Origin of the sequence: Pseudomonas triticicola, from assembly GCF_019145375.1 — a bacterium.
GTDB classification, from domain to species: domain Bacteria; phylum Pseudomonadota; class Gammaproteobacteria; order Pseudomonadales; family Pseudomonadaceae; genus Aquipseudomonas; species Aquipseudomonas triticicola.
The window spans coordinates 666086-691105 of sequence record NZ_JAHSTX010000002.1 but is presented as its reverse complement, the minus strand read 5'-3'; the positions used below and the strand labels follow the sequence as shown (position 1 = coordinate 691105).

The following is a 25020-nucleotide window of genomic DNA, read 5'->3' as shown; positions in this document are numbered from 1 at the left end:
GATGGAAATTGATAAGGACTTGAATATCCCATGAACGACAGCCTTACCGTGCGCGACTTGCATCCCGGCGAAACAGAATCGGCAAGGCTGTTTCTCAGCCAGCATGGCTGGGGCCATCGCATTGGCGATGCCGAATCTTTTGCTCGCTTGATTCACAATTCGCAGCGTACAGCTGTTGCGCTCTTAGGCGAGCAAATCGTCGGTTTCGCTCGAGCAATTACCGATGAGGTCTCCAACGGCTATCTGTCGATGGTGGTGGTCGATGACCAGCATCGGCGCAAGGGAATCGGCCGTGCATTGGTCAAGCACGTCATGGGCGATAACCCGGATATCACTTGGGTACTACGCGCTGGACGCGAGGGTGCTGAAGCTTTTTTTGCCAGTCTGGGTTTTGAGACGTCAGTGATTGCCATGGAACGTCAGCGCCGCAAATAGCGCACGGTGGAAAAATCCCGACCACCAGACCGTTGCTCCGTGACAACGCCGCCCCGCTCCCCTAAATTAGTCGGCCTGAAAAAGACCTCGTGCTTTCTCGTCTCAACTCAAGTTAAAAAGTAGTGAAATTTCAATGTCCGATTTCAACACCGCTGAATCCGTAGTCACCCAGTCGTCCAAAGCGGAATACGAAAACTCCATCAATCTTTCACAACACCTGCCTCAAGCCAAAATCATCAGCGAGATGGTCCTGGACGCGTTCCAGTCGACCCGCGAGAGCGACCAGATCCGCGAATTGCGTGCGGCGATCCGTCAGGCGCATGACAGCTTTGATGACGACAAGGCGTACGAGCTGATGGGCGAACTCAAGCGCCTGAAAGACGCCGAGGCAGCGGACATCGCCGCGCTGGAAGACCTGAGCAGCAAGTTCTCGATCGGGCGCATTCTGTCCAGCTTCAAGGACGATCCGGCGTTTCAGGAAATCGTTTATGGTCTGGCGCTGAAAGTGCTGAATCAGACCCATCAGGCGATCAGCAATCCGGGCGGTGGCAAGAGCAAGGCTGCAAAAAAGAAAGAAGTGGAAATCTTCACCATCAGCAAGGACGGCGCCAGTGTGACCCTGCCAATGCGCACGCCGCGTTCGCGACTGAGCATTGATCGTGAGGCGCTGGAGTTTCTCGGTTTTACTTTCGTGGGTGAAGGCGATGAAGCCGAGCTCGACAGCGAAACCTTCGTCGACAATGCCGGCACCGAACACGCGGTCAACCGCAAGAACATCATCACCGCTCTGCAATCGCAGACGGCGTTTGATGGCTACAGCATCGCCGCGCAGTAAACCGGCACGCCAGACGAAAAAAGCCCCATGCTGTCATGCAACATGGGGCTTTTTGCCGACAGCGGGAATCACAGCTGTGGATAAATCCGCTGGTACAACTGCACATCGGACGGGCAATCGATTTCGCCCCACGGCGCCAGTGTCGGTGTCCCGGCAACGCGCACGCCTGCTTCGATCGCCCGCGAAAACAGTGAGGTCATATCGACCTGATCGCGCTGCTCGGCAGTCAGCCCGGCCAATTGCGCACTCAGCGCCTGCCAGCCGGCGGGGGTGAGTTTGAACAAGCCCATGTATTGGCCCTGAATCTGCTCCAGCGACTCGGCACGATGACCGATCTGGCAAATACGTCCGTTATCGATGACGAAGCGTTCCATATCCTCCAGCGGATTGTCGAATCGCTGCTGCCACAATTTGACGGCCTGCGGGTCGTATCCGAGGTCGATATCCTCGTCCTTGTGCATCAGGTCGCGCACCAGCGACGGTGAATAAAAGATATCGCCGTAGCTGACCACGCACGGTTGCGACTCGAGCCATTCCTGCGCCGCGCTCAGCGATTGGCGAATACCCGTAGTGCTCCACAGTGGGTTGATGAACAGTCGATCGGCATACGGCGCAAGCATTTCGCTGCGATAACCGGCGACTATCCCGATTTCACTGATGCCAGCGGCACGCAAAGTGCGCACGGTGCGCTCGATCAACGGGGTCTGGTTGAACTCGACCAAAGCCTTGGGACGCTGATCGGTGAGCGATCCCAGGCGGCTGCCACGTCCCGCAGCGAGAATGATTGCCTTCATGGTGAAACTCCAAAAACCTGCCGCACCAGGGATATGTCGGCATCGTCAAAATGGGGATTACGTTCGGGGTGCCACATCACTGCGCTATGGCGCTTGCCCGGATGGCTGACCGCTTCGATCACTCCGTCCGCGCTCAGCGCCTCGATTTCGTAGCCTGCCGTTACGGACAAAAAACCGTAATCGTGGAATGAATTGACCCGCCGATTCACACCGCGAAATGTGATTTCGTGGCTGCCGACATGGCCGGCAACCCGTTCCAGCATGCCCCCGGCAGCGGCCAGCATGACTTGCATGCCGCGGCACACACCGAGTACCGGCAACTGCTTGTGTTGCGCCCATGCAAGCAACATCGCTTCGGTTTGATCCCGGCAATCAACGCTGCCCGACAGGGCCTGACAACTGCCACCGCCGGTCAACAGCACACCTTCCGGTTGCAGGCGTTCCAGCAACTCTTGACTGACCTGCGGATCGTTCGGCAGGTACAACGGCAGTAGCGCGCAATGCGCGAGAAACTTCGCCCAGCGTTGATCAATCGCATCGCGCCATTCATCACGCGAGGCGTCGAACAGGCGCAGCATGGTCACGGCAATCAACGTCACGACAGCACCTGGATGCGTCGCTCGGCACAGTCGAGAATCAGCCGCGAACTCGACAGCAGAATGCGGAACTTGACGTCACCGACGCCGATGGCGGCAGGAATGGCGAACTCCCGGGCGCGGATCGACATGTGCGAGTTTTCCCCGCCGTAGGCGGTGATGAAACCGGCGATCCGGTGGGTGAAAATCCAGTCGAAGCCGGGGTCGGCATTCTCGATCAGGACGATGCAGCCTTCGATATCGCGCTTGCTGGTTTCCTCTGCCCGCAGCACCGCGACCGGCGCTTCTGTGGCACTGCGGGTGATGAAGTTCGGATTACACGACTCGATTGCATGGGACAGCAGGTCCTGCGGCTTGCAGACGATCACCGGGGTACGGATACCCTGAGTCAATTGCCAGCGCGCGCGGTTGCTGGCGATCTTGTCGCGCACCGTTTCCAGACGGATCTCTTCCGGATTGCCGATGAAATCGCTCAGCTTGGCGAAACTCAGTTCATCAAGGCTCAGTTGATGCTGTTGACCCCACCCGGCCAGCGCCTTGAGTGCCTGCGAGACGAATGCTCCGTAGAGGTATTTGACCTTTTCCCGGGCCGCGACAGCAGCGTCGAGAAACTTGAAGAACTGCTCCGCCGACACACGGAACTGGCACTCGTCGAACGCCTGTTGCACGGCTTGACGGATGTCCCGGCTGATCACCCTTGGCCCATCATCACGGTGAGCGCGTTGCAACGGGGTGTTCCAGTCGAAATAAGCGTCAGGGCTTTCGTCGTAGCGGGCCACGCGCACATCGTAGGTGCCTGGCCGTACATGGCCGTGCAGACGCAGGAACGCTTCTTTGTGAAGGATGCGGAAATCATCGGCCATCTTGCGGCCGACGGTGTTTACCCCGCCAATCATCCAGTCGGTGAAACCCGTCGGGATTCGCTGCTGGGTTTCCAGTGATTTGATCACTGCGGTGGCAACGAAGGCCGCCCGCGCGACGCCGGAAAACACTTCGCCGACAACCTTGGCGTCCGCCAGCGCGTGGCGCAGGCGCTGGAGCGGATCGTCATTTTCATGGTAGCGATCGAGCCGTTCGGCTTTCTGCTCGATGCGCGGCAGTCGGGTCAGGTCCGAGAAAAACGGACCGTCGGCGCTGATAATGTGTTCGGTGACGTTTCTCAATTCCCCCAGATAGAGCTCGCACTGCGTGGCGTTCAAACCCTTGAACGCTGGTATCGATTCGATCGGTGTCGCTGCCAGTTGCGGGGTAAAGCATGTGGGGATGATGGAAAACTCGATCTTGTCATGCAGCGACTGATGGGCTGCCAGGTGTTCAGAGCAGTGGCTGACCACCGAGTTGACGATCGACAGCGGCAACGTCGCCGGAATGAACGACTCGACGCTGTAGGGAATGCAAATGTACGGTGAGCCGCTGAACTGATACATCAGCGGTTTGTTGCGCATGTCACGGTAGCCATAACGGAACCGCGCCGAAGCCCAGTTCACATCGGTGATCAATTCCTTGTACAGCGAATAGGCCAGCGGCCTTGGTTTGACACCGATCATCTCGGCCGGATTCCAGTCCGGCATCAAGCCCAGAAAGGCATTCAAGCCAAGCTCGGGCTGACGAGTCTTGCGCGCCAGGCCTTCAAGCAACACCACTTCGCTGTCGAGCACCGCACGCAAGGCTGAATCGGCTTGGGTGTCGATATTTTCAACACCGGCGCCGGTCATCGGGCGCACCTGGAACAACAACGGTCCCTCGGCAGTGATGGCAAATTCGATGTCCAGCGCATCGCGCTCGGTCAGTTCCTCGACTTCAGCGAGCAATGCAAACAAACCTTTGAGTGCCGCAGGTTCTACGCCACATTGCGACTTGATGGCGACAAACGAATGCACGGTGCCGGTCCCGGCCGTGACGCCGTCAGTGCCCTCGCCGGGAACATAATCGACGACGTAATACGGCAGGCCGGTTTCCGGATCACGCGTCATCGCTACCCCGGAGGCCAGCACGCCGGTGGCCATGCTCTGAATCAGCACTTCGTCGAAGTCCCGGGCCTCTCCGTAGGAAGCAATCACCTGTTCAATGGCCTGCTTCAGCGCCGCTACCCCACGCACGTTGCCAATCGAGTCATACATGCCGGCGCCAGACGTGCCGTCCTGGTCTTCGGTGAGACTGCTCGACCGCACGATCATCGGCTGATCGGCAAAGCGCCGAGCGCAGTAATCCAGAATCGCCTGCGGCTTGTTGCGCCAATTGGCAACAGTGAACCGGTGCAATGGCAGCACCCGGCCGGTTTTCAGAAACGGGGCAAGGCTTTCCAGCGTTCCGGCCTTACCGGAAAACTCGAAGGGACTGGCTAAAGTCATCGACTGCATGTCGTCTTCCATTGATAGAGGTGATTACAATCCGTTGGGGACAGCGATGGCCACCGGGCGCCGGGTACGCGTGTGCTTCAGAGCAACTCGGGACCGGTGTATTTCGCCAGCTCGTTGCCGTACAGCAGCGACAGCTCAGCAAGGAACTCATTGCCCTTTTTTGCTGCGGCGTACGGGCAGCTGTCGAGCACGATGACGTGGCCGATAGTGCCGATATTGCCGCTGTACACACTCACTTCCTGACCCGGAGCGACATGCGCGGTGCAGAAGGTGATTTCGTATTTATCCAGCAACGGTTGCAACAGGCTCGGATCGTAACTGGTGGATATCCGGCCGCCATGCCGCGAAGCGACAGTGACTACGGTGCCGGCCGTTTCGATGAGCGAATCGTCAATCTTGATGGTCTCGCCCAAGTGCAGGCGGATGAGCATTTCGAACGGGTCGATACCCGTCAGCATGCGATACATCTGCGGGGCGACGCTGCCCATCATCCGTGCGTTGATTTCCACCAGGCACGGACCGTTTTCATCGCGCAGCAATTCGACGTGATACAGGCCGATGTCCAGTTTCAGAGCACTGAAGACCTGCTGCACATATGCTTTGATTTCGTCACGTGCCGCCGTGTCCAGGCCGGATGGCATGGTCGCGGTCATCTCGAGGATTTCGTTGTAGTCGGCGCGGAAACGAATGGTCGTCGCATAGCAGGAGACCACGCCGTTCTGCACGATCACTTCTGCCGAGTGCAGCGTGCCGTTGACGTATTGCTCGACCAGGTATTCACGGCTCACCAGTCCATCGATCATCGGGTCGGAATCGGCGCGGGCCTGACGGATGTTTTCGACGAAAGCATCGAAGTCTTTCCTGGTGAAACAGATCGCCGAGAACTGCTTGGAGAAACCACGGGTCGGCTTGACCACGAACGGCAGTGCGAGGCGCGGAACAACCCCTTCGGCCAATTGGCTTTCGGTCAACACCTGGAAATCCGGGGAGCGCACATTGTTTGCCCGCAGGGTTTCACGCAGGCGGCTCTTGTAGACGGCGCCGCACAGATGTTCATGGCTCGGGTAACGCGTACCGAGCAGTTCAGCTTCGCGGGCCACGGCAACAATCGCCGCTTCGGACGTGGTGATCAGCGCATCGATCTTGCGGGTGTCGTTGAGCTTTACCAGCAGATCGTGAAACTCATCGCCATTGAGCGAATCGACACGGATGTATTCGTCGACGTGCTTGAGATAAGGCTCGATCTTCGACTGGTCGCCCTTCACCGAAATGGTCAGGAATGACATATCGCGCTGGTGAATGAACGTCACGTAACAACCCAGACGCTTGGCAGCTTCGAAAGCCAGCAGGCCACTGACAGTACTGTCGACCAAAACGACGTGTTTCATAAAAGCGCTCCGTGTACTTATGCGTTGTGAAGGAGAAAAGTGCTCAGGGAAAAGACCACCGCAATGAACGTGACCGTGGGCATTGCCTTGAATTTCGGCAATTTCAGATTGGTCACTTGCAACACGGCAATCAGTAAAGTCAGCCACACCAGGGCATGGGCGGCGAGATGGCTGGCGTCCACTGCCTGAAAAGCCAGGGCGAACAGCAAGCCGGAATAGGTGGTCGGCAACCCGCGATAGCCGACCGGCGCTTTCGGATCATTGATGGCAAACACCGCCAGGCGCAGCACACCCGAGAGCACCAGACCGGCGGCCACCGCGACACTCGCAAAAGAAGGGAACAGCAGAATCAGGATCAGCGCCGGCGCGACGCTGAAATTCAGCAGATCGGCAAAACTGTCCAGGTGTTTGCCGAATGCCCGACGGGGCGCATCAGCGGACAACCAGGTCCGCGCGATGTGGCCGTCGACGAAGTCGAGTATCGCGGCAAGGCAAATGATAGTGGCGGCCCAGGACAACTGACCTTGATAGGCCGCGACCACGGCAATAAAGGACAACAGTATGTTTAAGGTGGTTACCCAATTAGCCAGATCGAGAAAACGCACGAACGGAAACAGCGGCACTATATGGCGCATGAATCATGACTTCCTTGTCTGGAAAAGTTTAATTAAACAGTTTGCTCGACCGGCTTTAGACCTGACGATAATAACTTCATAACGATTAGATAGCTGCCGGCAAATACCATGCTGGTGGCAAACAAACCAATATGTTCAACCAGTAATGAGCCAAAGAAGATTGTAATGATCATCCCGGCGTAGACGCCCGCATATTGCACCGACGCCACCAAAGGCATTGCATTGGCCGGCGTCGCCAGCACCACATCCGATTGCAGTTTGAAAAACGCCAGTTCAAAGAAAAAGATATAGAAGAAGTAAGCAATGTAGCTGGAGGCAAACCCGCCACCATAGGCCGCGGTCATCATGAACAGCGCACTGGCACCGGCCATCGACAGCGGTGCCAGGCGATGGCCGCGCTTGTTGAGCTTGTAGTAGAGGATCGCCCCGGCCAATGCGGCCATGCTGTTCACGGCTTGCAACAGACCGACATAACCTTCCGACAAACCCAGCACATGGGCGGGCAGAATGATCCGCGAAACGTTGAAGAAGCCCTGGTAGACACTGACAAAGATGATGAAGCTGGCAAAGCTGCTACGCAGCGAAGGCGTCGTTTTCATCAACTGGGAGAACGTCGCGATCAGTGCAGCAGATGGCGGCAACGCGCCGCTGGCCGGACGATCGGCTTTGGGCAGCAGAAAGGCGGCACCGGCTGCGATCGCAAACAGCGTGGCGGTGATCAGCATAGCCTGCCAAGGCATCATCTCGCCTTTGACCAGGCCCATTGTTGCACCGGCGATACCGCCAGCAATGAACTGCGCAGTCAGCGTCAAAGGCACTGTCGACTCGACGTTCTGCGAGTTGAAATAGCATTTGATCGCGACGATGCGACCCACCCGTTGCAGCGCGTCCAGGGTACCGATCGCGACGCCACCGACAATGGCAATCAGGGCAACCGTCGGCAATATCGAATAAACCAACACTGCCACCAGCAATGCCACGGCATTGGACAACAGGAGCAAGGTCCGCGGAGAGATCCGGTCAGAGAGCCGATATATCTGCCCGACAAATACTACGGGCAATACCATCGGTGAAAACAGCACGATCTGCGAATACAGCAGATTGTCGGTTTCCTTGTAAGTGTAATAAGACAGGTAGATATAACTGAGGGTAGAGGCGCAAATGGCACAGAGGTTTACGATCCATATCAGGATCGTCAGGTTCTTGGTTGAATAAGTGATATTCATGTGATCCTTCACTGTTAAAGCTTCCTGCTTACGGGGCACACGCTATAGTAAAAAAAATCCCTCGGCAATATTTTTTAACAGATCTGTCATAAACTTTTGCTAGGCAAAAACCACGCACTCTTTTAGTGCGCTGAAGCTCGAAGGTCACAAACTTGTTACAAGCACTGGAACACTTAAGCCAACAGATAACCAACTACCAATAGCGGCGCTCACCAGCTTACCAAGTATGTAATGGTGCTACCCGGTTGCACTAACAAAGTGCACTCCTGACAACTAGTTACACCCTGTCCGCCAGCATGGTTGCACCCGCATGGCTGATTTATAAACGGTTACGCAGGCTATTCAGCCTGGCCCATTGCAAAGTGCCAGCATCTACGGCAATCAATGCCCCTCCCGCAACTATCGCAGGCCACCCAAAACGGCGACCGTGCACAGGTCGGCCTGTGCCAGAAAATCCTTTTCCCAACCCATGAGCACCACGGATCCGCCCGCAGAGAGCGTCAACTCACTTTCCAGCCCAAGACTTCAGTGGTGCGATTGCTGAGGTCATCATGAACACCACGCCCCTTTATCGTCAGCTCGCCAACCACTACCTTGACGCGATTCGCACCGGCACCCTCAAGGCCGGCGAACGCTTCCCTTCAATTCGATTGATGATGGAAAAACACGCGGTGAGTCTGTCCACCGCCGTGCAGGTCTGTCGGGCGCTGGAGGACCAAGGCGTGCTGGAGGCGCGGCCGCGCTCGGGCAACTTCATCCGCCAGCCCGACAAACCGAAACCACCCGCCCCTGCTGCACCGGTGCCGCTGGACAGCGCCGTGTACGTGGGGATTCACCAACAGGTGTCTTCGGTGCTCAAGGCCAGTCAGCAGGCCGCAGTCAAAATCAATTTCGCCAGCGCCTACTGTGCACCGGAGTTGTATCCGCTAAAGACTTTGCAGACGCACATGGCCAAGACCCTGCGCGTGGATCGGCACTTGCTCGGCGCGCCAGGTTCGGCGTGCGGCAACCCGGTGTTGCGCCAGGTACTCGCCAGACGCGCGCTGGCGAGCAAAGCCAATATGCCCGCCGAGCGCATTGTCATCACCAATGGCGCCACCGAGGCGATCAATCTGGCGTTGCGCGCGGTTACGCAGCCCGGCGACACCGTGGCGGTGGAGTCGCCGACGTTTTACGGTCTGCTGCAAATCCTCGAGAGTCTCAACTTGCGCGTGCTCGAAGTGCCGACCACCGCCCACAGCGGCTTGAATCTCTTTGCCCTCGAACAAATGCTCAAGGGACCGGAACCGGTCCGTGCCATGATCGTGATTCCCAATCTGCAAAACCCGCTCGGCAGCATCATGCCCGACACACACAAGGCGCGACTGGTCGAGCTGTGCGATGAGCATGGCACTGTGCTGATCGAGGATGACACTTATGGCGATCTGGTCGACACCGAACAACCGCTGTCCACCCTCAAGCACTGGGACCGCAACGACAATCTGATCTATTGCGCTTCGCTGAACAAAACTCTGGCGCCAGGCATACGCCTCGGCTGGATCAGCGCCGGACGCTGGCATGAACGAGTCGAGATGCTTAAACACACCCAGACCCGAGGCTGTGAAGCGCTGTCGCAACTGGCCGTCAGCGCCTTCATGAAGAGTCCATCGTACGAACGCTACCTGCGTCGCTTGCGCAAAATCCTCACCGAACAACGTCAACAGACCAGCGCTGCGATCATCCGCTATTTCCCTGCCGGAACTCGCGCCACCGCACCCCGCGGCGGGACGTTACTGTGGGTGGAACTGCCCCGGCAACTGTCGGCGATGACGCTGTTTCACGAAGCGCTGAAGGTGGGTATCCAGATCACCCCTGGTGACATTTTTTCCAACACCCAGCGCTTCGGCCATTGCCTGCGTATTGCCTGCGGGACACCGTTTTCTTCGCGCATCGATGAGGCATTGCAAACCCTCGGACGACTGCTCGACGAACAACGTTAGGCAATCGGTGGCCGGTGCAGGCTGATGATGTGCGGGTCATCGTTCCAGTGGGCGAAGCGCTCGGCGATCAACGGATCATGTCCAGGAATGACGTGATCCGCGCCGTCCGCCAGCGCATCGATCAGGTCGAAGGCTTCCAGGGTTTGCGCCAGATCGTCGAGGATCGGAAACGGACTGCGCTGGCGAATGTTCGCCCATAAATGCGCGGCATCCGAGGCCAGCACGATCCAGCCACGCTCGGTGTGCACGCGCACCACTTGACTACCCGGCGTGTGCCCCCCGACCGGATGCACCGTAAGCCCCGGCAGCACCTCGACGCTGCCGGTGTGCAGACGCAAGCGTCCCTCGAACAGCGGCGGCAGCGCCGACATGACGTCCTCGACTTCGTAGGTTTTGTTGACCGTGCGATGGGCCATTTTCGGCCCGGTGCAGAAGCGCAGTTCGGCTTCCTGCAAATGCACCGTGGCATTTGGGAACAACCCCAGATTACCGGCGTGATCCCAATGCAGATGGGTCAGGATCACTTGCTTGACCTGGCTCGGATCGATGTCCAACTGGCGCAGGGAATTTTCCGGGCGACGGTACATCTGCCGGTTGCGCCGATCCGCCGTGGCCGGTTGAAAGCAGGTGTCGACCACCACTACGTGCGCTTCGTTACGGATGACCCAGAAGTAATAATCGAGCGGCATCGAAGCGTTCGGATCACCACAGCAGGCATCGTAGAGAAAGTTTTCCCGAGCAGTGCGCTGCGCGTTGGCGCCAACACGGATAGCGAATACTTCGTACACAGGAACGCTCATGTTCATCTCCCGGCTCAGGCTGCCGCTGTAGTTTTCAGGGTTGGGCGGAAGTCGAAATCGAGCTGCGCACTGATGCCCAGATCCTCAGCCAGACGATGCAGACCGCTGTAATCACGCATGATGGTCGCGTTGCGATTGCTTTCGCGGGTTTGCTCGATTATCCGCGCCGCTTTCTGCACACCCAGCTGCGTCAGGATCGCTTCCCACATCGAGTAATCCTGGGCAACAAACGCACTGAGGGCCTGCGACAAGGTGCGGGTGAAAAATTCGCGCTGGGCCACCTGCATGTTGGCGTACATGACCTTGGCCACTTCGGCGAGCACTTTGCTGTGGGCATATTCGTCGCGGTTGTGCAGTTCGGCGACGCGGCGATTCTGCGGCTGAATACTCTGATCGTCGGCCAACAGATCGAGGTAGGCATTGACGCTGATTTCCGCAACCACCGCGAAGGTGATCGCTGCCAGGTCACGCTGCCATTGCTCACTCAGGGTTTCCTGCAGGGCCCGCAGGCGCAGATAAGTCACCGACGGCGGCAGCTCGAGCATGACTGTCAGATTGCGTTCAGCGCGGGTGCGCTCGATGGCGCGCAGGTGCATCAACGTGTGGTAATGCTCGTCGATCAGGGTTTGTTGCATGGCCTCGCGAAAGTGCCAGTCATCGGCCCCCAGATACTGGTTGGCGATCACGCTCAGCGCCGGGTTGACCACGTGTTCCTCGGCGGTGACGGTGCGCAGGTTGTAACCGATCCAGCCCCAGGTCAGCACCGCGCTTTTCAGCTCGGCACTGAGTGCCTGAAAGTCCGCATGATTGAAAAACGGTACCAGCCGCTCGGGGTAGTCGGCCCGCGCCGGGTCGAACGTCTCGACCGCAGCCGTTTTGTCCGGCGAACACACCGTCGCACGCTTGCTCCAGGCCTGATTCAGCCGCACCACCAGTTGATGATCAACGGTGGCAATCTCGATTGCTGTTTGCATGACACGGTACCCGTAAGGTGCGTACCCGCCAGGGGTACGCCAATGGAAAGAAGGCAGTCGGAAAAATCAGCCCAGCCAGTAACGCGTGAGGTGACGCGCCGGATCGCTGTAGCGGCTGCGGGCGTGGATCATTCGCCAGTTGTCCCAGATCAGCAGGCAACCGTCGGGGATCAGCACCGGGGTGTTGTGCTCGACGAAATACGCCTCGCCCAACCGAGCGAATCGCGCCAGCGGCGTATCACTGTCGGCCACCTGCGATTGCTCCAGCGCTTGCTTCGACGGGTTCACATCGCCGTAGTGAAACTGGTTGTAGCTGAAGCGGAAAATATCCCCGGAGGCCGTCGGCGTGAGGATGTACTCGAGCACACGGCGCTGGTCCGGCTCGCCGGGTTTGGCGGTGGCGACGAACTCGACCGGATGGTCGTCGAGCCACTCGCGCAGCTCGGGTTCGCTGGACGTCAGCGAGCGCAGAAACTCAATGCCGTCAACCAACCCGGTATGCCCGCCGCCACAGGTCGCCTGCCGCAGGCAATGCAAGGCGAGGTAGCGTGGCGGTGGCCCGTAGACCGGTGCCTCGGTGTGCGGGCCGATGCCGTTCATGCTCTGCGAATAAGGCAGGTCCTCGTAGCCCGGTTTACGCGTGATGGCGAACGCGGTTTGCCCGTTGAACTGCGGAACGATCGGGCCGAAGCCGTGTAAAACGCCCTCGACATCGTGGGCAAACTCTTCGGGCGTCAGCACCGTCCAGCCGCGCGTCGCCAGCTCGTCGTGACGATGGCTCAGCGCAGCATAAGGTGCGGACACGGCAAGTCCTTGATCTGACATGGTGGCGGTCCTTCTGTGATTCAGGCGTTAACGGTTGAGGTGTAGGCGGCAATCAATTCGCGACAGGCAATGCCCGGCTCGAAGCGCTGCTGGTCGATGCTTTGTACCGGGGTGATTTCGGCGGCGGTGCCGGTGAGAAAACACTCATCGAAGTCACCCAGGTCAGTGGGCAATATCGTTCGCTCGATAACCTGGTAATCGAGGGCACGCGCCAGCTCGATCACGGTCTGGCGCGTGATGCCATTGAGAAAACAGTCAGCCAGCGGTGTGTGCAGCGTCCGGCCCTTGGCGAAGAACACATTCGCGCTCGTGGCCTCGGCGACATGGCCGCGCCAGTCGAGCATCAAGGCATCGTGATAGCCGTTGTTTTCCGCGTCATGTTTGCTCAGCGTGGCGATCTGGTAATGCCCCGAGGCTTTGGCTTCGAACGGACTGCTCTGCGGCGGCGGTCGACGCCAATCCGCAGTTTTCAAACGAATGCCGGCCATCCGCGCCTCGGGGTCGAAGTAGCTCGGCCACTGCCAGCAGGCAATCGCCACATGCACCCGGTTGAAGCGCGCAGAGGTCGAGATCATCTCGCTGCCGCGCCACGCCACAGGGCGCAGATAACCGTCTAGTACGGCGTTGCGCTGGAGCAATTGCCGACTGGCGGCTTGCAGTTCCTGCGGCGACCAGGGGATGGCGAAATCCATCAATTGCGCCGAGCGATACAAGCGCTGGGTGTGCTCATGCAACTTGAAGATTTTGCCGCCATACACACGCTCGCCCTCATACACGGTGCTGGCGTAATGCAGCCCATGACTGAGCACATGCAGCCGCGCCTGTGACCATTCGACAAACTCGCCGTCGAGCCAGATCACACCATCGCGTTGATCAAACGGAATTGCGCTCATGTCGTTTTCTCTCCTTTGAGGTATTCGTCCTAAGCGCTCTGCAGCAGCACCGGTATCAACTCAGGCGTCGTCACCGCGTCGCTCTGAAAGAAAAATGCGCGTTCGCCAAACGCCGGGCGCAACTCATCGAACCACGTCGCGTGCGGGTCGAAACCGGCATAGAAGGTGCGCAGCACCCACTTCGGATTGCGCGCCTGCAGAAACTGCAGAACGAAGACTTTTTCCCCGGCAACGGTCTCGATACCGTTGATCAGGACCTTGCCGTAAAAAGTGCTCATGGAGGGCCCGCGCACGGTACGCGCCAGACCGGAAACGCTGCGGTAGGCGGCCTGGAAAATTTCAAAGGCCCGCGCCAGCGGCATCGCGAAATAGTGGCTCGGTCCGGTGTCACGCTCGACAAACATGTAGTACGGCGTCGCGCCGAGGCGCACGCCTTCGGTCCACAACGCTGCCCAGTCGGCGGGGTTTTCGTTGATATGGCGAATCACCGGTGCTTGCATGCGCAGGGTCGCACCAGTCGCTCGAATATTCGCCACGGCCTGGCGGGCGATGTCCTGACGCAGTTCAACCGGGTGGTTGTAGTGGCCCATGATCGAAAGGTTTTTACCGGCCGCGACGATGCGTTCGAACAGCGCCAGCAACTCGAGTGTGTCCTTGTCACTGACAAAGCGCTGCGGCCAGTACGCCACGGACTTGGTGCCGATGCGGATGCTGTTCACGTGCGGCAACGTCAATAACGGCTCGATGTACCCGGCCAGCGAACGGGCGTTCATGATCATCGGATCGCCACCGGTGATCAGCACGTCCGTCACTTCGGTGTGCTGCTGCAGATAACTCACCAGCTCCTGGGATTCACGGGCGTTGAACTTCAGCTCTTCCTCGCCGATGAACTGTGCCCAGCGGAAACAAAAGGTGCAGTAGGCGTGGCAGGTCTGCCCGGCACCGGGAAAAAACAGCACGGTCTCGCGATACTTGTGCTGAATCCCCTCAAGGATTTTGCCGTCGAGGCTGACGCCGTTGTGCGTCAGTTGCCCGGCCGGGTGCGGATTCATCCGCAGCCAGATCGATTCGATGCGGCGCTTGATCGCCGACGGATCACCCGCCTCGATCAGGCGCTTGAGTGCGTCGTACTCCTCCGGCAACAGCATGTCGCGGTGGGGGAAGGTCATGCGGAAGATCGGATCGTCGGGAATGTTGTCCCAGTCGATCAGCGTGCCGAGCACATAGTCATTGGTTCGAAACGGCATCACCCGCGCCACCACGTCCATGGCTTCCTGCAACTGCGGGGTGAGTTTGTGCCAGTACTGCGTTTCGCGAATGCTGCGTGAGGTGTAGGGCTTGTAACGATCGTAAGGTGAAAGTCCTTGCATGGCAGCGCTCCTGGCTCGCGGGGGTTTAGGCTTGCAACGGCATCGCGCGGGGCTGATCGAGCCACGCCTGGACGCTGTCGCGCTGCCATTGGCGACGCACGTAGTCGGCGAGGAGCGCCGGCATCGGATCGCCGTTGGCCAACAGGCGGTTGAGCATGATTGCGAGGTCGGTGTCGGCAATACTCCACTCACCGAACAGGTGTTCGGCGCCGTCCTCCAACAGGTGCGCTGCAACAAAATACAAACGTTGCACCGCGCTCTGTGCTTCTGCCGACAGCGGTGTATCGCGCGGCCCGAAGTAGATGAGATCGGCAGGACGTTCCTTGCGGATCACCAGCAGATCGCTGCGCAGCCAGGCTTGCAGTTGCCGCGCCCGAGCGCGCTGGCGGGTATCCTGCGGTAACAATCTCGGATGACCGGGGGCGATCTCGTCGAGGTACTCGGCAATGGCCGAAGACTCGGCAAGTGCGAAGCCTTGGTGAATCAGTGTGGGAACTTTGCAAGTCAGTGAAAGATCACGATAAGCCGGCAAATAATTATCCCGTGCCTTTAAGTCGAGCGTCACCAGATCGAATGAAAGTTGCTTTTCCTTGAGCCCGACAAATGCCGACATGGCGAAGGCACTGATAAAATCTGCGCCGACATACAACTTCAGTTTTACACCGCCCATAAAACACTCCTGTGTATTAAGCGCATTCAGGCGCACCCCTTATCAGCGGGGCACTTATGCTCTGTTGAATGCCTTGGAAGTGATCGTAGTTAGTTGCTTAAAATCCGAATAGATACAGAATCTGCCCGTTTGCATGGATACAGAACAAGATTGCCATCGGGCAAAAACACCAAAAAAAAGGGAGCCTTTCGGCTCCCTTGCAAACAACCCCCGACGTCAGGCCGGGGTAGTGATCAGCCCATGGCTGTCGGCAAAATTGGCCAGCAACGCCATCTGCGGCATGTTGCTCAGATTGAGCATCGCCAGCGTTTCATTGCCGTCGCGATTGCTGAAACCATGCGTTGTCCAGGCTGGCACCAACAGCACATCGCCTGGGCTGACCGCCACCGGGCCGGCGTCGCCGAGGGTCAGACTGCCGTGGCCGGACTGGATGATGAACAGGTGCCACCAGGCGTGTGCGTGCCCTTTGAGTTCAGTGCCAGGGTTGAGCCACTGCATGGCCATGGCCACGCCGGGCGTGACTTCGCAGCCATGCAGAGTCGGCGCGGTTGCCAAGGCAACAATGTCGACGTCAGCGTTCTCCAGCGTCTGGCGCATATCCGTCAGCTGCGCATGGCTCCAGACTTTCGGACTGAGCGGGCGATGATGCAGGCTCTGTCGAAAGTCCTTGTAGGAAAAAAATTCACCGTGCAGTCCGCTCATGTAATCCCGCCTGTCATCCAGCCATTGAATTGGCCAACACTAGTTGCGTAAGTTGACGATGTAAAGTTGCATTATTACAACTTACAGTGCTGAAGGACGCAAAGCCGCAATCATGTCCACCTCGATCGCCGCGTTCTTCGGTAGTTGATAAACGCCGACCGTCGTGCGGGTATGTTTGCCCGCCTCACCCAATACATGACTGAATACATCAGAAGCGCCGTTGGCCACTTCGCTTAGGTCGACAAAGTCCGCAGTGGACTTGACGTAGACGGTTACTCGCATCAAAGACCTGAGTTTGTCCAGCGAGCCGATCGCATCAACGATCAGTGCCAGACCGCGCATCGCACTGATGCTCGCCGCCGCCTGCGCGTCAGCCAGGGTCAGCTCCAGACCGACGCGGCCGGGGTACTGGATCCTGCCGTTCATGCGCGGCACCAGGCCGCTGACGTAAAGCTCATCATGATTGCGCACGAGGGGCGCATAGTGGCCGCCGGCGGTGTTTTCACCATAGATGTCATAGCCCAGTTCCTTGGCCAGCGCGATAAAGCGTTCATCACAAGTCAGTAGTTGCTCACTCATCTGTTTCACCCTTTGAACAAAAGCTTCTCATCAACCGGCCAGGGCCAGCACCGTGACTTCGATCCGCGCCTCGATAGCGTCGGCCAGTCGCAGCAAGTCATCGCTGAGCTGCGCGTAATCGTGATTGAACAACATGATGTGGCCGACAAATGCGGTGTTGTCCTGCACGAGGGCACTGACCGGATCGCCAGCCTTTTTTGCGTACAGCGCCTCTACCAGATCCATGCCCAGGTTGTGCGCGAGAGCGGCGATGTCAGGCATTGAGCGCAGGATGCCGTCGAGCGGTGCGCGCAGCAGACGAATCCCGCAGTGACCGCGTGCCACCGGGACATGTCGGTCAATGTGGCCTGCCACGGCCCAGCGCACCCAGCGTTGCCATGGATCGAAATCCTCGAAGGCGTGCCGGGCGAGATCCCAGATGTGCATGCCGCCGGGGCGCATGTTGGTTTCCACCGCCGAACTCAAGCCGTCGTCCCGCAGGAACACTTCGTTGTGCCACGCGCCGTTATCCGCCGACACCAGCGCCGCCATATGCTGCCCGGCAGCCATCAGCCGAGCCTGCAGCCGGGCATTCAGCGGTGCCGGCACCACTTGCTGGATTTCTGCGCGATAAGCACCTTCGGTGGTGGTTTTTTCAGTGATCCAGGTGCTGCCGGCGACGTCGTCCCAGCTGTATTCACGGGCGTTCTGCACCAGCTCTTCAAGGACGATGCCGCCCTCGCGATAGGGTTTGAGCGCCTGCCACGCTTCCTCGCACTCGCCCGGATGGTTGATCACCCTGCAGCCACGACTGGCGCCTTCACATGCCGGTTTGATGAACCCTTTACCGCCAAGCTCGACCACCCGCTGATGCAACTGCGCCAGGCTGTCGATGCGCATCGAAGCCACTGGGCGATAGTCAACCGGGGAGGATTCGCCACGCGCTTCGAGCTGACGGAAAATCTGCTTGTCCAGTCCCGCCCGAGCCTGTGCCGGGGTGATACCCGGCAGACCGAAATGCGTGGCCAGCGCCGCGCCAAGCAAGACTCCACGATCGGAAAACGGCAGCACCCCGAGCAACTGCCAATGGTCGGCACTCAAACAACCGGCCACCTGCTCAACCGAGTCGAGCACATCCGCTTCGGCGAATGAAGTACTGCAGACGTGATCGGCCACCCGATGATCATCCGCCTGCACCTGCTCGACCAGAAGCACCAGGCGCGCGTTGTACAAGCGATGGCAGCACTCGCGCAGCTTTTGGATATCGTTGACCCGGTTGCCGTTATACCCGACCACCACCATGCAAGACTTCGTACTCATGACTACCCCTGACTCCTTGATGAGAACACTGCGAATCAATCGTGCAGCTCGGCGCTGGAGCGGCGCACCAGCCAGTACCAGAGCAGAATCCCGCCGGCACCGAGCAGCGCCAGCAACACGGCGTTGAACGGCGCCGGGACCACGCGCATGACCAGCACGGTCAACCCGGCACCGACGCCCAGCGAAACTTCTTTGACGAACATGTTGTTTTGCTTGACCGAGAAGTAGTCGAGGTAACTGAACGCGCACTCGGCGATCGACAGCAGCGCCACCCAGATCAACGCACCGAGCAAGGTTTCGACATGGAAGACGCCCGGTGCGGACAGCACGGCGAAACCTCCGGCAATGATCGCGATCACCACCAGTACCTTGAAGCGGCCGGTGCGTTCGATCAGGTTCATCACTGGCACCTGAGCAAACACCACTACTGCGCTGTTGAGGATCAGCATCAGCCCGTACCAGGCCGGGAGTTCGCCGGTCTTGAGCAGAATCGCTTGCGGCAGGATCGAGAACACGCCGAACAGCTTGATGCCCATGATGATCCCGGCGATCACCCACGGCAGCTTGTTGCGCCAGCCGCTGCCGCCCTGCGTCACCGGACGGGCCACGCTCGGTTGGCTGCTGAACGTAGCGCCGAGGGCGATCGGCATGCACAGCAGCACAAATGCCGCAGCGCCGAGAAAAAACATCGTCGGCGTGAGCAATGGCGACAACAGGATCAGCCCCGCCACCAGGCTGCCCATGTTCATTGCCACGCGGTTGTATGCCGCGCCTTCCCGGGTCTGCGCCGCCTCGCTCTTGATCAGGTAACCGGCAATCGCAATGCCGTAGGCGAACAGGCCTGCGGCAAACATCACCATCCCCTGCTGACTGGTCAGCGCCAGCAGCACCAGGCCGAGGCTGGCACACAACAGCGTCACACTGAGCGAACGACGGCCGAGAATCAGCAACGTCAGTGGCAGCAGCAACAGCAGGGCACGATAACCCAGTGCGAGAATGCTGTTGGTGGCGGTATCGAGCCACACGTTGGCTTTGCCCAGCACCGCAAACAGCGACACGGCGGTGATCATGCGGATCACGAACAACCGCACATTGATGACCGGTTTCGCCGCGGCGACCGTTGTTTCGATACTCATCCCAAAGCTCCTGACCGCCAACCAGTAAAATCTGTAAGGCGATGGTAGGGACACGCCCGTGTTCCGGTCAGAGCAAGTTCGTATAGAATCCAGCGAAGTTTACTGTCGGAGAGACCAGTAAAATGCAGGTTCAACGCGCCGTGATCGCCGCAGTCCAGTTCCAGCCCGGCGTGCCGCTGGTGCAGCAGATCGTCGATCAACTGTCCCAGGCCATCAGCACCGGAGGTCTGCCCCACGGCGCCAGGCTGCCACCGATCCGCGAATTGTCGGAGTTGATGAACGTCGGCAAATCGACCGTGGTCGATGCCCTCGACCGCTTGCGCGCCAAGGGCCAGGTCGTGTCACGTCAAGGCTCGGGGCATTACGTGCACCGCGCTGCCATATCGCCCGCCGCCGGTCCACGACCCGATCTGCAACCCCAGGACACTCTCAGCGTGGTGCGGCGCGCATTGTTGCTGGACAACGGCGCACTGCGTCCCGGTTGCGGCTTTTTGCCCTCCTCATGGCTGCCCGCCGAAGAGTTGCTCAAAGCCGTGCGCGGTACATTGCGCGCGACCACTTTGCGCATGGGCGAGTACGGCGTCGCCGGGGGTTACCTGCCCTTGCGTCAGGCCTTGCAGGTGAAACTGGCGACATTCGGCATCGAAGCGCCGCTGGAACAGATCATCACCACCGCCAACACCATGCAGGCCATCGACCTGTTGATGCGGCTGCTGATCAAACCCGGCGACACTGTGCTGCTCGATGATCCCTGCTACTTCAACCTGCATGCCAACCTCGCCCTGCATGGCGCCAAGGTAATTACCATCGCGCGCGACAGCAGCGGCATGGACCTGCAAGCGCTGGAGCAACTGCTGATTGCCCATCGACCGGTGCTGTATATGACCAACAGCACCCTGCACAACCCCACCGGCCATTCCTTCTCACCGGCCCAGGTTTACCGCTTGCTGGAGTTGAGCCACCAATACGGCTTCCATATCGTCGAGGACGATTTGTATTGCGATATCCAGCAACGCCGCACTCCGCGTCTGGCAGCGAGCGGCCTGGACAACGTCAGTTATGTCTCGGGCTTCTCGAAAACCCTGACCGCCAACAGCAGGGTCAGCTATGCAGTGCTTTCGGCGCCCCTGGCAGCACGAATGATCGCCCTGAAAATGGCCTGCGGCGGCGTCACCTCGGAACTGGCCGAGCAAATCACCTGCACCCTGCTTAGCGATGGCAGCTACGCCAAACACGCGCGACGCACGGTCGACCGCTTGTACGAATCCAACAGCCGCGTCGCCGCCTGGCTGGTTGAAGCAGGCTGCTCGGTGTCGTCGCTACCCGGCGAAGGGTTGTTCATCTGGACGCGCCTGCCTGCGGGCAAGAACGCCGAAATCCTGGCCCGCCAAGGACTGGCAAACAATCTGGTGTTGGCCCCGGGCACATTGCTGAGCAAAGCTGCAGACGCCGGCAACTATCTGCGGTTCAACGTCGCGCACAGTGATCATGTGCATGTGCGGGAGCGATTTTTCCGTTTGCTGGATAGGTAATGACCCTCGGTGTGCAACTCACCACGTTGCACGTCGAATATCTGCCGAAAAAAAACCCGCGCATCTCGCGATGGCGGGTTTTTTCTGAAGCCAGCAAACTTACGGCGCGTACGTCAGCAGCAGCTCTGTCGGCACCTTGAAGTCCAGGGACATCATGACGCTCAACGCAGTGATGGTGAAGATCGAGAACACGAACAGCTTGCGTGCCCAGACGGTGTCATCGACTGCCTTGTAGCCGGTCCAGGCCATGTACAGCCAGTACATGCCCATGGCGGCGGCGACGGCGAGGTAGCTCATGCCGGCGTAGCCGCTGAAGGTCAGCATCAAGGTCGCCACGAGAAACGCCAGGATGTAGAGCAGGATGTGCTTCTTCGCCACTTGAATGCCGCGTTTCACTGGCAGCACCGGAATCGATGCGGCCAGGTAATCATTGAAACGGAAAATCGCGATGGCGTAGGAATGCGGCATCTGCCACAGGCTGAACATCACCAGCAGGGTCAGTGCGGCCATGTCGAAGCTGTTGGTCACGGCAACGTAACCGATCACTGGCGGCATGGCGCCCGACAGACTGCCCACCAGCGTGCCGTGAACCGACTTGCGCTTGAGGTACAGGCTGTAAAAGCCGACGTAGATGATGAAGCCGATTACTGCGAACAAGGCAGCCAACGGGTTGGCCACCTTGTACAACAAGGCAACGCCGAGAACACCCAGAATGGTCGCGTAAACCAGGGCCAGTTTCAGGGAGATCAGGCCCTGGACCAGCACACGGTTCTTGGTGCGTTCCATCTTCAGGTCGATGTCGCGGTCGATGCAGTTGTTGAACACGCAACCGGAGGCCACGACCAGGGAAGTACCGATCATGGCGGCCAGAAACACCGCCAGATCGACATGCCCTTTCGAGGCCAGGAAGAACCCGCCTGCCACAGAAAGCACGTTACCGAAAATGATCCCCGGTTTGGTGATTTGGATAAAGTGCTTGAGCGACATCGGGTCTACCTCACTTCGCCATCATGTACGTGTGGATGCTGAACATGATCCACAGCGACAGGCCAACCAGCAGCACGATCACGATCGCCGTAAAGACGAATGCGATCACGTTGTTACGCTGTGCAATGGAACGGTCCAGGTGCAGGAAGTAATACAGGTGAACGATCACCTGGATCACTGCGAACAGCAGAACGATTGCCAGCGTCGTCGACTTCGGCAGGGTCGGGTACATCACCAGACCGAACGGAATGACGGTCAGGATTACCGACAGGATGAAGCCGATGGCGTACGACTTGACGCTGCCGTGGCCAGCATCGTGGCTGTCATGGGAGTGTGCATTAGCCATTACAGAGTCCCCATCAGGTAAACAACGGTGAAGACGCAGATCCAGACCACGTCCAGGAAGTGCCAGAACAGGCTCAGGCAGCTCAGACGGGTCTTGTTGGTCGACGTCAGGCCATGCTTGTTGACCTGATACATCATGATGCCCATCCAGATCAGACCGGCCGAAACGTGCAGACCGTGGGTACCGACCAGGGTGAAGAACGCCGACAAGAAGCCCGAACGGCTAGGACCGAAGCCCTCGGAGATCAGCAGGTGGAACTCGTTGATCTCCATGGCGATGAAGCCCGCGCCGAGCAGGAAGGTCATGAACAACCAGCCCAGGACTGCCTGCTTCTTCCCTTTGTACAACGCCAGCATGGCGAAGCCGTAGGTGATCGAACTGAACAACAGCAGAGCGGTTTCGCCCAGCACGTATGGCAGTTCGAAGATGTCGTGGCCCGACGGGCCACCGGCGACGTTGTTTACCAGTACTGCGTACACCGCGAAGATCGACGCAAACAGAATGCAGTCGGTCATCAGGTAGAGCCAGAAACCGTATACGGTCATCTCACCCGAGTCGTGGTGATGGTCATCGTGCCCATGGTCACCATGGGCGTGTCCAACATTGGTCACTAAGTTCGACATGGTTTAAGCCTGTTCCAACGAGGTTTCAACACGGGTGGCATTGGCCGGGATTTTCCCTGCCGCGACCAGACGCTTGTGCTGCTCGGCTTCGATACGCTCGATCGTTTCAACCGGAACCATATAGCCCTGGTCGTCACGTGCAGCGTGGATCACGAAGTAAACGACGGTGCCCACCAGGCTCGCGATCGCCAGCCACCAGATGTGCCAGATCATCGCGAAACCGAAGACGGTCAACAGCGCGCCCATCACCACGCCAGTGGCGGTGTTGTTCGGCATGTGAATCGGCTCGTACTTGGCCGGACGCTGGTACGCAGTACCGTTTTCCTTGGCTTCGGTGAACGGGTCGATGCAGTCAGCCTTAGGCAGCACAGCGAAGTTGTAGAACGGTGGTGGCGACGAGGTCGACCATTCCAGGGTGTGTGCATTCCACGGGTCACCGTGATCGCAAACGTTCTCTGGCTTGTTGCGGTCACGCACACTGACGTACAGCTGGATCAACTGGCAGGCGATACCGACAGCGATCATCACCGCACCGAACATGGCAACGTACAGATACGGTACCCACTCAGGGTTGGTGGTGGCGTTCAGACGACGGGTCATGCCCATGAAGCCCAGTGCATAGAGCGGCATGAACGCGACGAAGAAGCCCGAGATCCAGAACCAGAACGCTGCTTTACCCCAGCCTTCGTGCAGCTTGAAGCCGAACGCTTTCGGGAAGTAGAACGCGAAGCCAGCGATGTAACCGAATACCGCACCGCCGATGATCACGTTGTGGAAGTGCGCGATCACGAACAGGCTGTTGTGCAGTACGAAGTCAGCACCCGGGATGGCCAGCAGTACGCCGGTCATGCCCCCGATGGCGAAGGTCACCATGAAGCCCAGAGTCCACATGACCTGGCTGGTGAAGCGCAGACGGCCCTGGTAGATGGTGAACAGCCAGTTGAACAGCTTCACACCCGTCGGGATGGAAATCAGCATCGTCGCCAGACCGAAGAAGGCGTTGACGCTTGCACCCGAACCCATGGTGAAGAAGTGGTGCAGCCAGACCATGAAGCCCAGTACCGAGATCGCGCCCGAGGCGTAGATCATCGAGTGGTGGCCGAACAGTTTCTTGCCGGTGAAGGCCGAGATCACTTCCGAGAAGATGCCGAAGGCCGGCAGGATCAGGATGTAAACCTCAGGGTGGCCCCAGGCCCAGAACAGGTTGACGTACATCATCGGATTGCCACCAAGTTCATTGGTGAAAATGTGGAAATCCATGTAACGGTCAAGGGTCAGCAGTGCCAGGGTAGCGGTCAGGATCGGGAACGAAGCCACGATCAGAACGTTTGCCCAGGTGCAGGTCCAGGTGAAGATCGGCATGTCCATCAGTTTCATGCCAGGGGTACGCATTTTCAGTACGGTCGCGAGGAAGTTGACCCCGGTTAACGTCGTACCCAATCCGGATAGCTGTAGCGCCCAGATGTAGTAATCCATACCCACGCCAGGGCTGTATTGCAGGCCCGACAGCGGCGGATACGCAACCCAACCGGTCTTGGCGAATTCACCGATACCCAGCGACAGGTTGATCAGCACAACGCCGGACACCAGCAGCCAGAAGCTCAGGGAGTTCAGGAACGGGAACGCAACGTCACGCGCGCCGATCTGCAGCGGCACTGCAAGGTTCATCAGGCCGGTGAAGAATGGCATCGCCATGAAGATGATCATGATCACACCGTGAGCGGTGAAGATCTGGTCATAGTGTTCAGGTGGCAGGTAGCCAGGCGAACCCTCGGTGGCCATGGCCAGCTGGGTACGCATCATGATCGCATCGGCAAAGCCGCGCAGCAGCATGACCATGGCGACGATGATGTACATCACGCCGATTTTCTTGTGGTCGACCGAAGTCAGCCACTCGGTCCACAGGTACGTCCACTTCTTGAAGTAAGTGATCGCAGCGAACAGCGCCAGACCACCGAGGGCGATCATGGCGATGGTCACCATCACGATCGGCTCGTGGAATGGGACTGCTTCCCAACTTAATTTACCAAACATCG

The 25020-nt window shown here is 58.8% G+C and carries 24 protein-coding genes; 4 read left to right on the top strand and 20 right to left on the bottom strand.

What is annotated here, in order from left to right; genetic code table 11:
* Positions 1–30 precede the first annotated feature (30 nt).
* Positions 31–435 carry a GNAT family N-acetyltransferase gene (locus tag KVG85_RS24995; RefSeq protein WP_217865297.1) on the top strand — a complete coding sequence of 135 codons (405 nt, stop codon included), beginning with the start codon at positions 31–33 and terminating at the stop codon, positions 433–435.
* Between the two features lie 133 nt (positions 436–568).
* Positions 569–1270, top strand: a complete 702-nt coding sequence (locus KVG85_RS24990; protein WP_217865296.1) for a hypothetical protein — start codon at positions 569–571, stop codon at positions 1268–1270.
* Between the two features lie 68 nt (positions 1271–1338).
* Here KVG85_RS24990 and KVG85_RS24985 read toward each other — a convergent pair whose 3' ends face one another.
* The 6 genes from KVG85_RS24985 to KVG85_RS24960 all read right to left on the bottom strand — a co-directional run bounded on the left by KVG85_RS24985 (position 1339) and on the right by KVG85_RS24960 (position 8269).
* The gene (locus KVG85_RS24985) at positions 1339–2064 is read right to left on the bottom strand and encodes a phosphocholine cytidylyltransferase family protein (protein WP_217865295.1); all 726 of its coding nucleotides are present in this window, start codon (positions 2062–2064) and stop codon (positions 1339–1341) included.
* Positions 2061–2663 carry a gamma-glutamyl-gamma-aminobutyrate hydrolase family protein gene (locus tag KVG85_RS24980; RefSeq protein WP_217865294.1) on the bottom strand — a complete coding sequence of 201 codons (603 nt, stop codon included), beginning with the start codon at positions 2661–2663 and terminating at the stop codon, positions 2061–2063. Before KVG85_RS24980 ends, KVG85_RS24985 begins: the two co-directional genes overlap by 4 nt.
* Positions 2660–5020, bottom strand: a complete 2361-nt coding sequence (locus KVG85_RS24975; RefSeq protein ID WP_217865293.1) for a PEP/pyruvate-binding domain-containing protein — start codon at positions 5018–5020, stop codon at positions 2660–2662. The genes KVG85_RS24980 and KVG85_RS24975 overlap by 4 nt, the downstream gene beginning before the upstream one ends.
* Before the next feature lie 77 nt (positions 5021–5097).
* A complete protein-coding gene (locus tag KVG85_RS24970) occupies positions 5098–6408 on the bottom strand; it encodes an ATP-grasp domain-containing protein (RefSeq protein ID WP_122706613.1) in 1311 nt (436 codons plus the stop codon).
* 17 nt (positions 6409–6425) lie between these two features.
* Positions 6426–7043 (bottom strand): CDP-alcohol phosphatidyltransferase family protein, encoded by a 618-nt coding sequence (locus KVG85_RS24965; protein WP_217865292.1) that lies wholly within the window; start codon positions 7041–7043, stop codon positions 6426–6428.
* A 32-nt stretch (positions 7044–7075) separates the two neighbouring features.
* On the bottom strand, positions 7076–8269 hold the full coding sequence (locus tag KVG85_RS24960) for an MFS transporter (RefSeq protein WP_217865291.1): 1194 nt from the start codon (positions 8267–8269) through the stop codon (positions 7076–7078).
* 551 nt (positions 8270–8820) lie between these two features.
* Between KVG85_RS24960 and KVG85_RS24955 the strand changes: the two genes are divergently transcribed.
* Positions 8821–10248, top strand: a complete 1428-nt coding sequence (locus KVG85_RS24955; protein ID WP_217865290.1) for an aminotransferase-like domain-containing protein — start codon at positions 8821–8823, stop codon at positions 10246–10248.
* On the opposite strand, the gene KVG85_RS24950 is transcribed toward KVG85_RS24955, so the two are convergent.
* From KVG85_RS24950 to KVG85_RS24905, 10 genes are all read right to left on the bottom strand, one after another.
* Complete coding sequence (locus KVG85_RS24950; protein ID WP_073473412.1) at positions 10245–11048, bottom strand: N-acyl homoserine lactonase family protein; 804 nt, start codon at positions 11046–11048, stop codon at positions 10245–10247. The two genes, KVG85_RS24955 and KVG85_RS24950, sit on opposite strands and share 4 nt — an antisense overlap.
* Positions 11049–11062: 14 nt before the next feature.
* Positions 11063–12022: a diiron oxygenase gene (locus KVG85_RS24945; protein WP_217865289.1), complete on the bottom strand. Its 960-nt coding sequence runs from the start codon at positions 12020–12022 to the stop codon at positions 11063–11065.
* 66 nt (positions 12023–12088) lie between these two features.
* A complete protein-coding gene (locus KVG85_RS24940; protein ID WP_217865288.1) occupies positions 12089–12847 on the bottom strand; it encodes a TauD/TfdA family dioxygenase in 759 nt (252 codons plus the stop codon).
* A gap of 20 nt (positions 12848–12867) precedes the next feature.
* Positions 12868–13740: a branched-chain amino acid aminotransferase gene (locus tag KVG85_RS24935; RefSeq protein ID WP_217865287.1), complete on the bottom strand. Its 873-nt coding sequence runs from the start codon at positions 13738–13740 to the stop codon at positions 12868–12870.
* A 29-nt stretch (positions 13741–13769) separates the two neighbouring features.
* Complete coding sequence (locus KVG85_RS24930; protein WP_217865286.1) at positions 13770–15110, bottom strand: KamA family radical SAM protein; 1341 nt, start codon at positions 15108–15110, stop codon at positions 13770–13772.
* Positions 15111–15135: 25 nt separating this feature from the next.
* Positions 15136–15780 (bottom strand): glutathione transferase, encoded by a 645-nt coding sequence (yfcF, locus tag KVG85_RS24925; RefSeq protein ID WP_217865372.1) that lies wholly within the window; start codon positions 15778–15780, stop codon positions 15136–15138.
* Positions 15781–15996: 216 nt separating this feature from the next.
* Complete coding sequence (locus tag KVG85_RS24920; RefSeq protein WP_217865285.1) at positions 15997–16482, bottom strand: cupin domain-containing protein; 486 nt, start codon at positions 16480–16482, stop codon at positions 15997–15999.
* A gap of 81 nt (positions 16483–16563) precedes the next feature.
* On the bottom strand, positions 16564–17061 hold the full coding sequence (locus tag KVG85_RS24915) for a RidA family protein (RefSeq protein ID WP_073473428.1): 498 nt from the start codon (positions 17059–17061) through the stop codon (positions 16564–16566).
* A gap of 30 nt (positions 17062–17091) precedes the next feature.
* On the bottom strand, positions 17092–18360 hold the full coding sequence (locus KVG85_RS24910) for an ATP-grasp domain-containing protein (protein WP_217865284.1): 1269 nt from the start codon (positions 18358–18360) through the stop codon (positions 17092–17094).
* 35 nt (positions 18361–18395) lie between these two features.
* A complete protein-coding gene (locus KVG85_RS24905) occupies positions 18396–19496 on the bottom strand; it encodes an MFS transporter (protein ID WP_217865283.1) in 1101 nt (366 codons plus the stop codon).
* Between the two features lie 122 nt (positions 19497–19618).
* On the opposite strand from KVG85_RS24905, the gene KVG85_RS24900 reads away from it, so the two are divergent.
* Positions 19619–21028: an aminotransferase-like domain-containing protein gene (locus tag KVG85_RS24900; RefSeq protein WP_217865282.1), complete on the top strand. Its 1410-nt coding sequence runs from the start codon at positions 19619–19621 to the stop codon at positions 21026–21028.
* Between the two features lie 99 nt (positions 21029–21127).
* Here KVG85_RS24900 and cyoE read toward each other — a convergent pair whose 3' ends face one another.
* The 4 genes from cyoE to cyoB are packed head-to-tail and all read right to left on the bottom strand — an operon-like array spanning position 21128 to position 25018.
* A complete protein-coding gene (cyoE, locus tag KVG85_RS24895) occupies positions 21128–22015 on the bottom strand; it encodes a heme o synthase (RefSeq protein ID WP_016773305.1) in 888 nt (295 codons plus the stop codon).
* 10 nt (positions 22016–22025) lie between these two features.
* Positions 22026–22361 carry a cytochrome o ubiquinol oxidase subunit IV gene (gene cyoD / locus KVG85_RS24890; protein ID WP_011335842.1) on the bottom strand — a complete coding sequence of 112 codons (336 nt, stop codon included), beginning with the start codon at positions 22359–22361 and terminating at the stop codon, positions 22026–22028.
* Positions 22361–22984: a cytochrome o ubiquinol oxidase subunit III gene (gene cyoC / locus KVG85_RS24885; RefSeq protein ID WP_016773303.1), complete on the bottom strand. Its 624-nt coding sequence runs from the start codon at positions 22982–22984 to the stop codon at positions 22361–22363. The genes cyoD and cyoC overlap by 1 nt, the downstream gene beginning before the upstream one ends.
* 3 nt (positions 22985–22987) lie before the next feature.
* On the bottom strand, positions 22988–25018 hold the full coding sequence (gene cyoB / locus KVG85_RS24880; protein ID WP_016773302.1) for a cytochrome o ubiquinol oxidase subunit I: 2031 nt from the start codon (positions 25016–25018) through the stop codon (positions 22988–22990).
* Between the last annotated feature and the right edge of the window lie 2 nt (positions 25019–25020).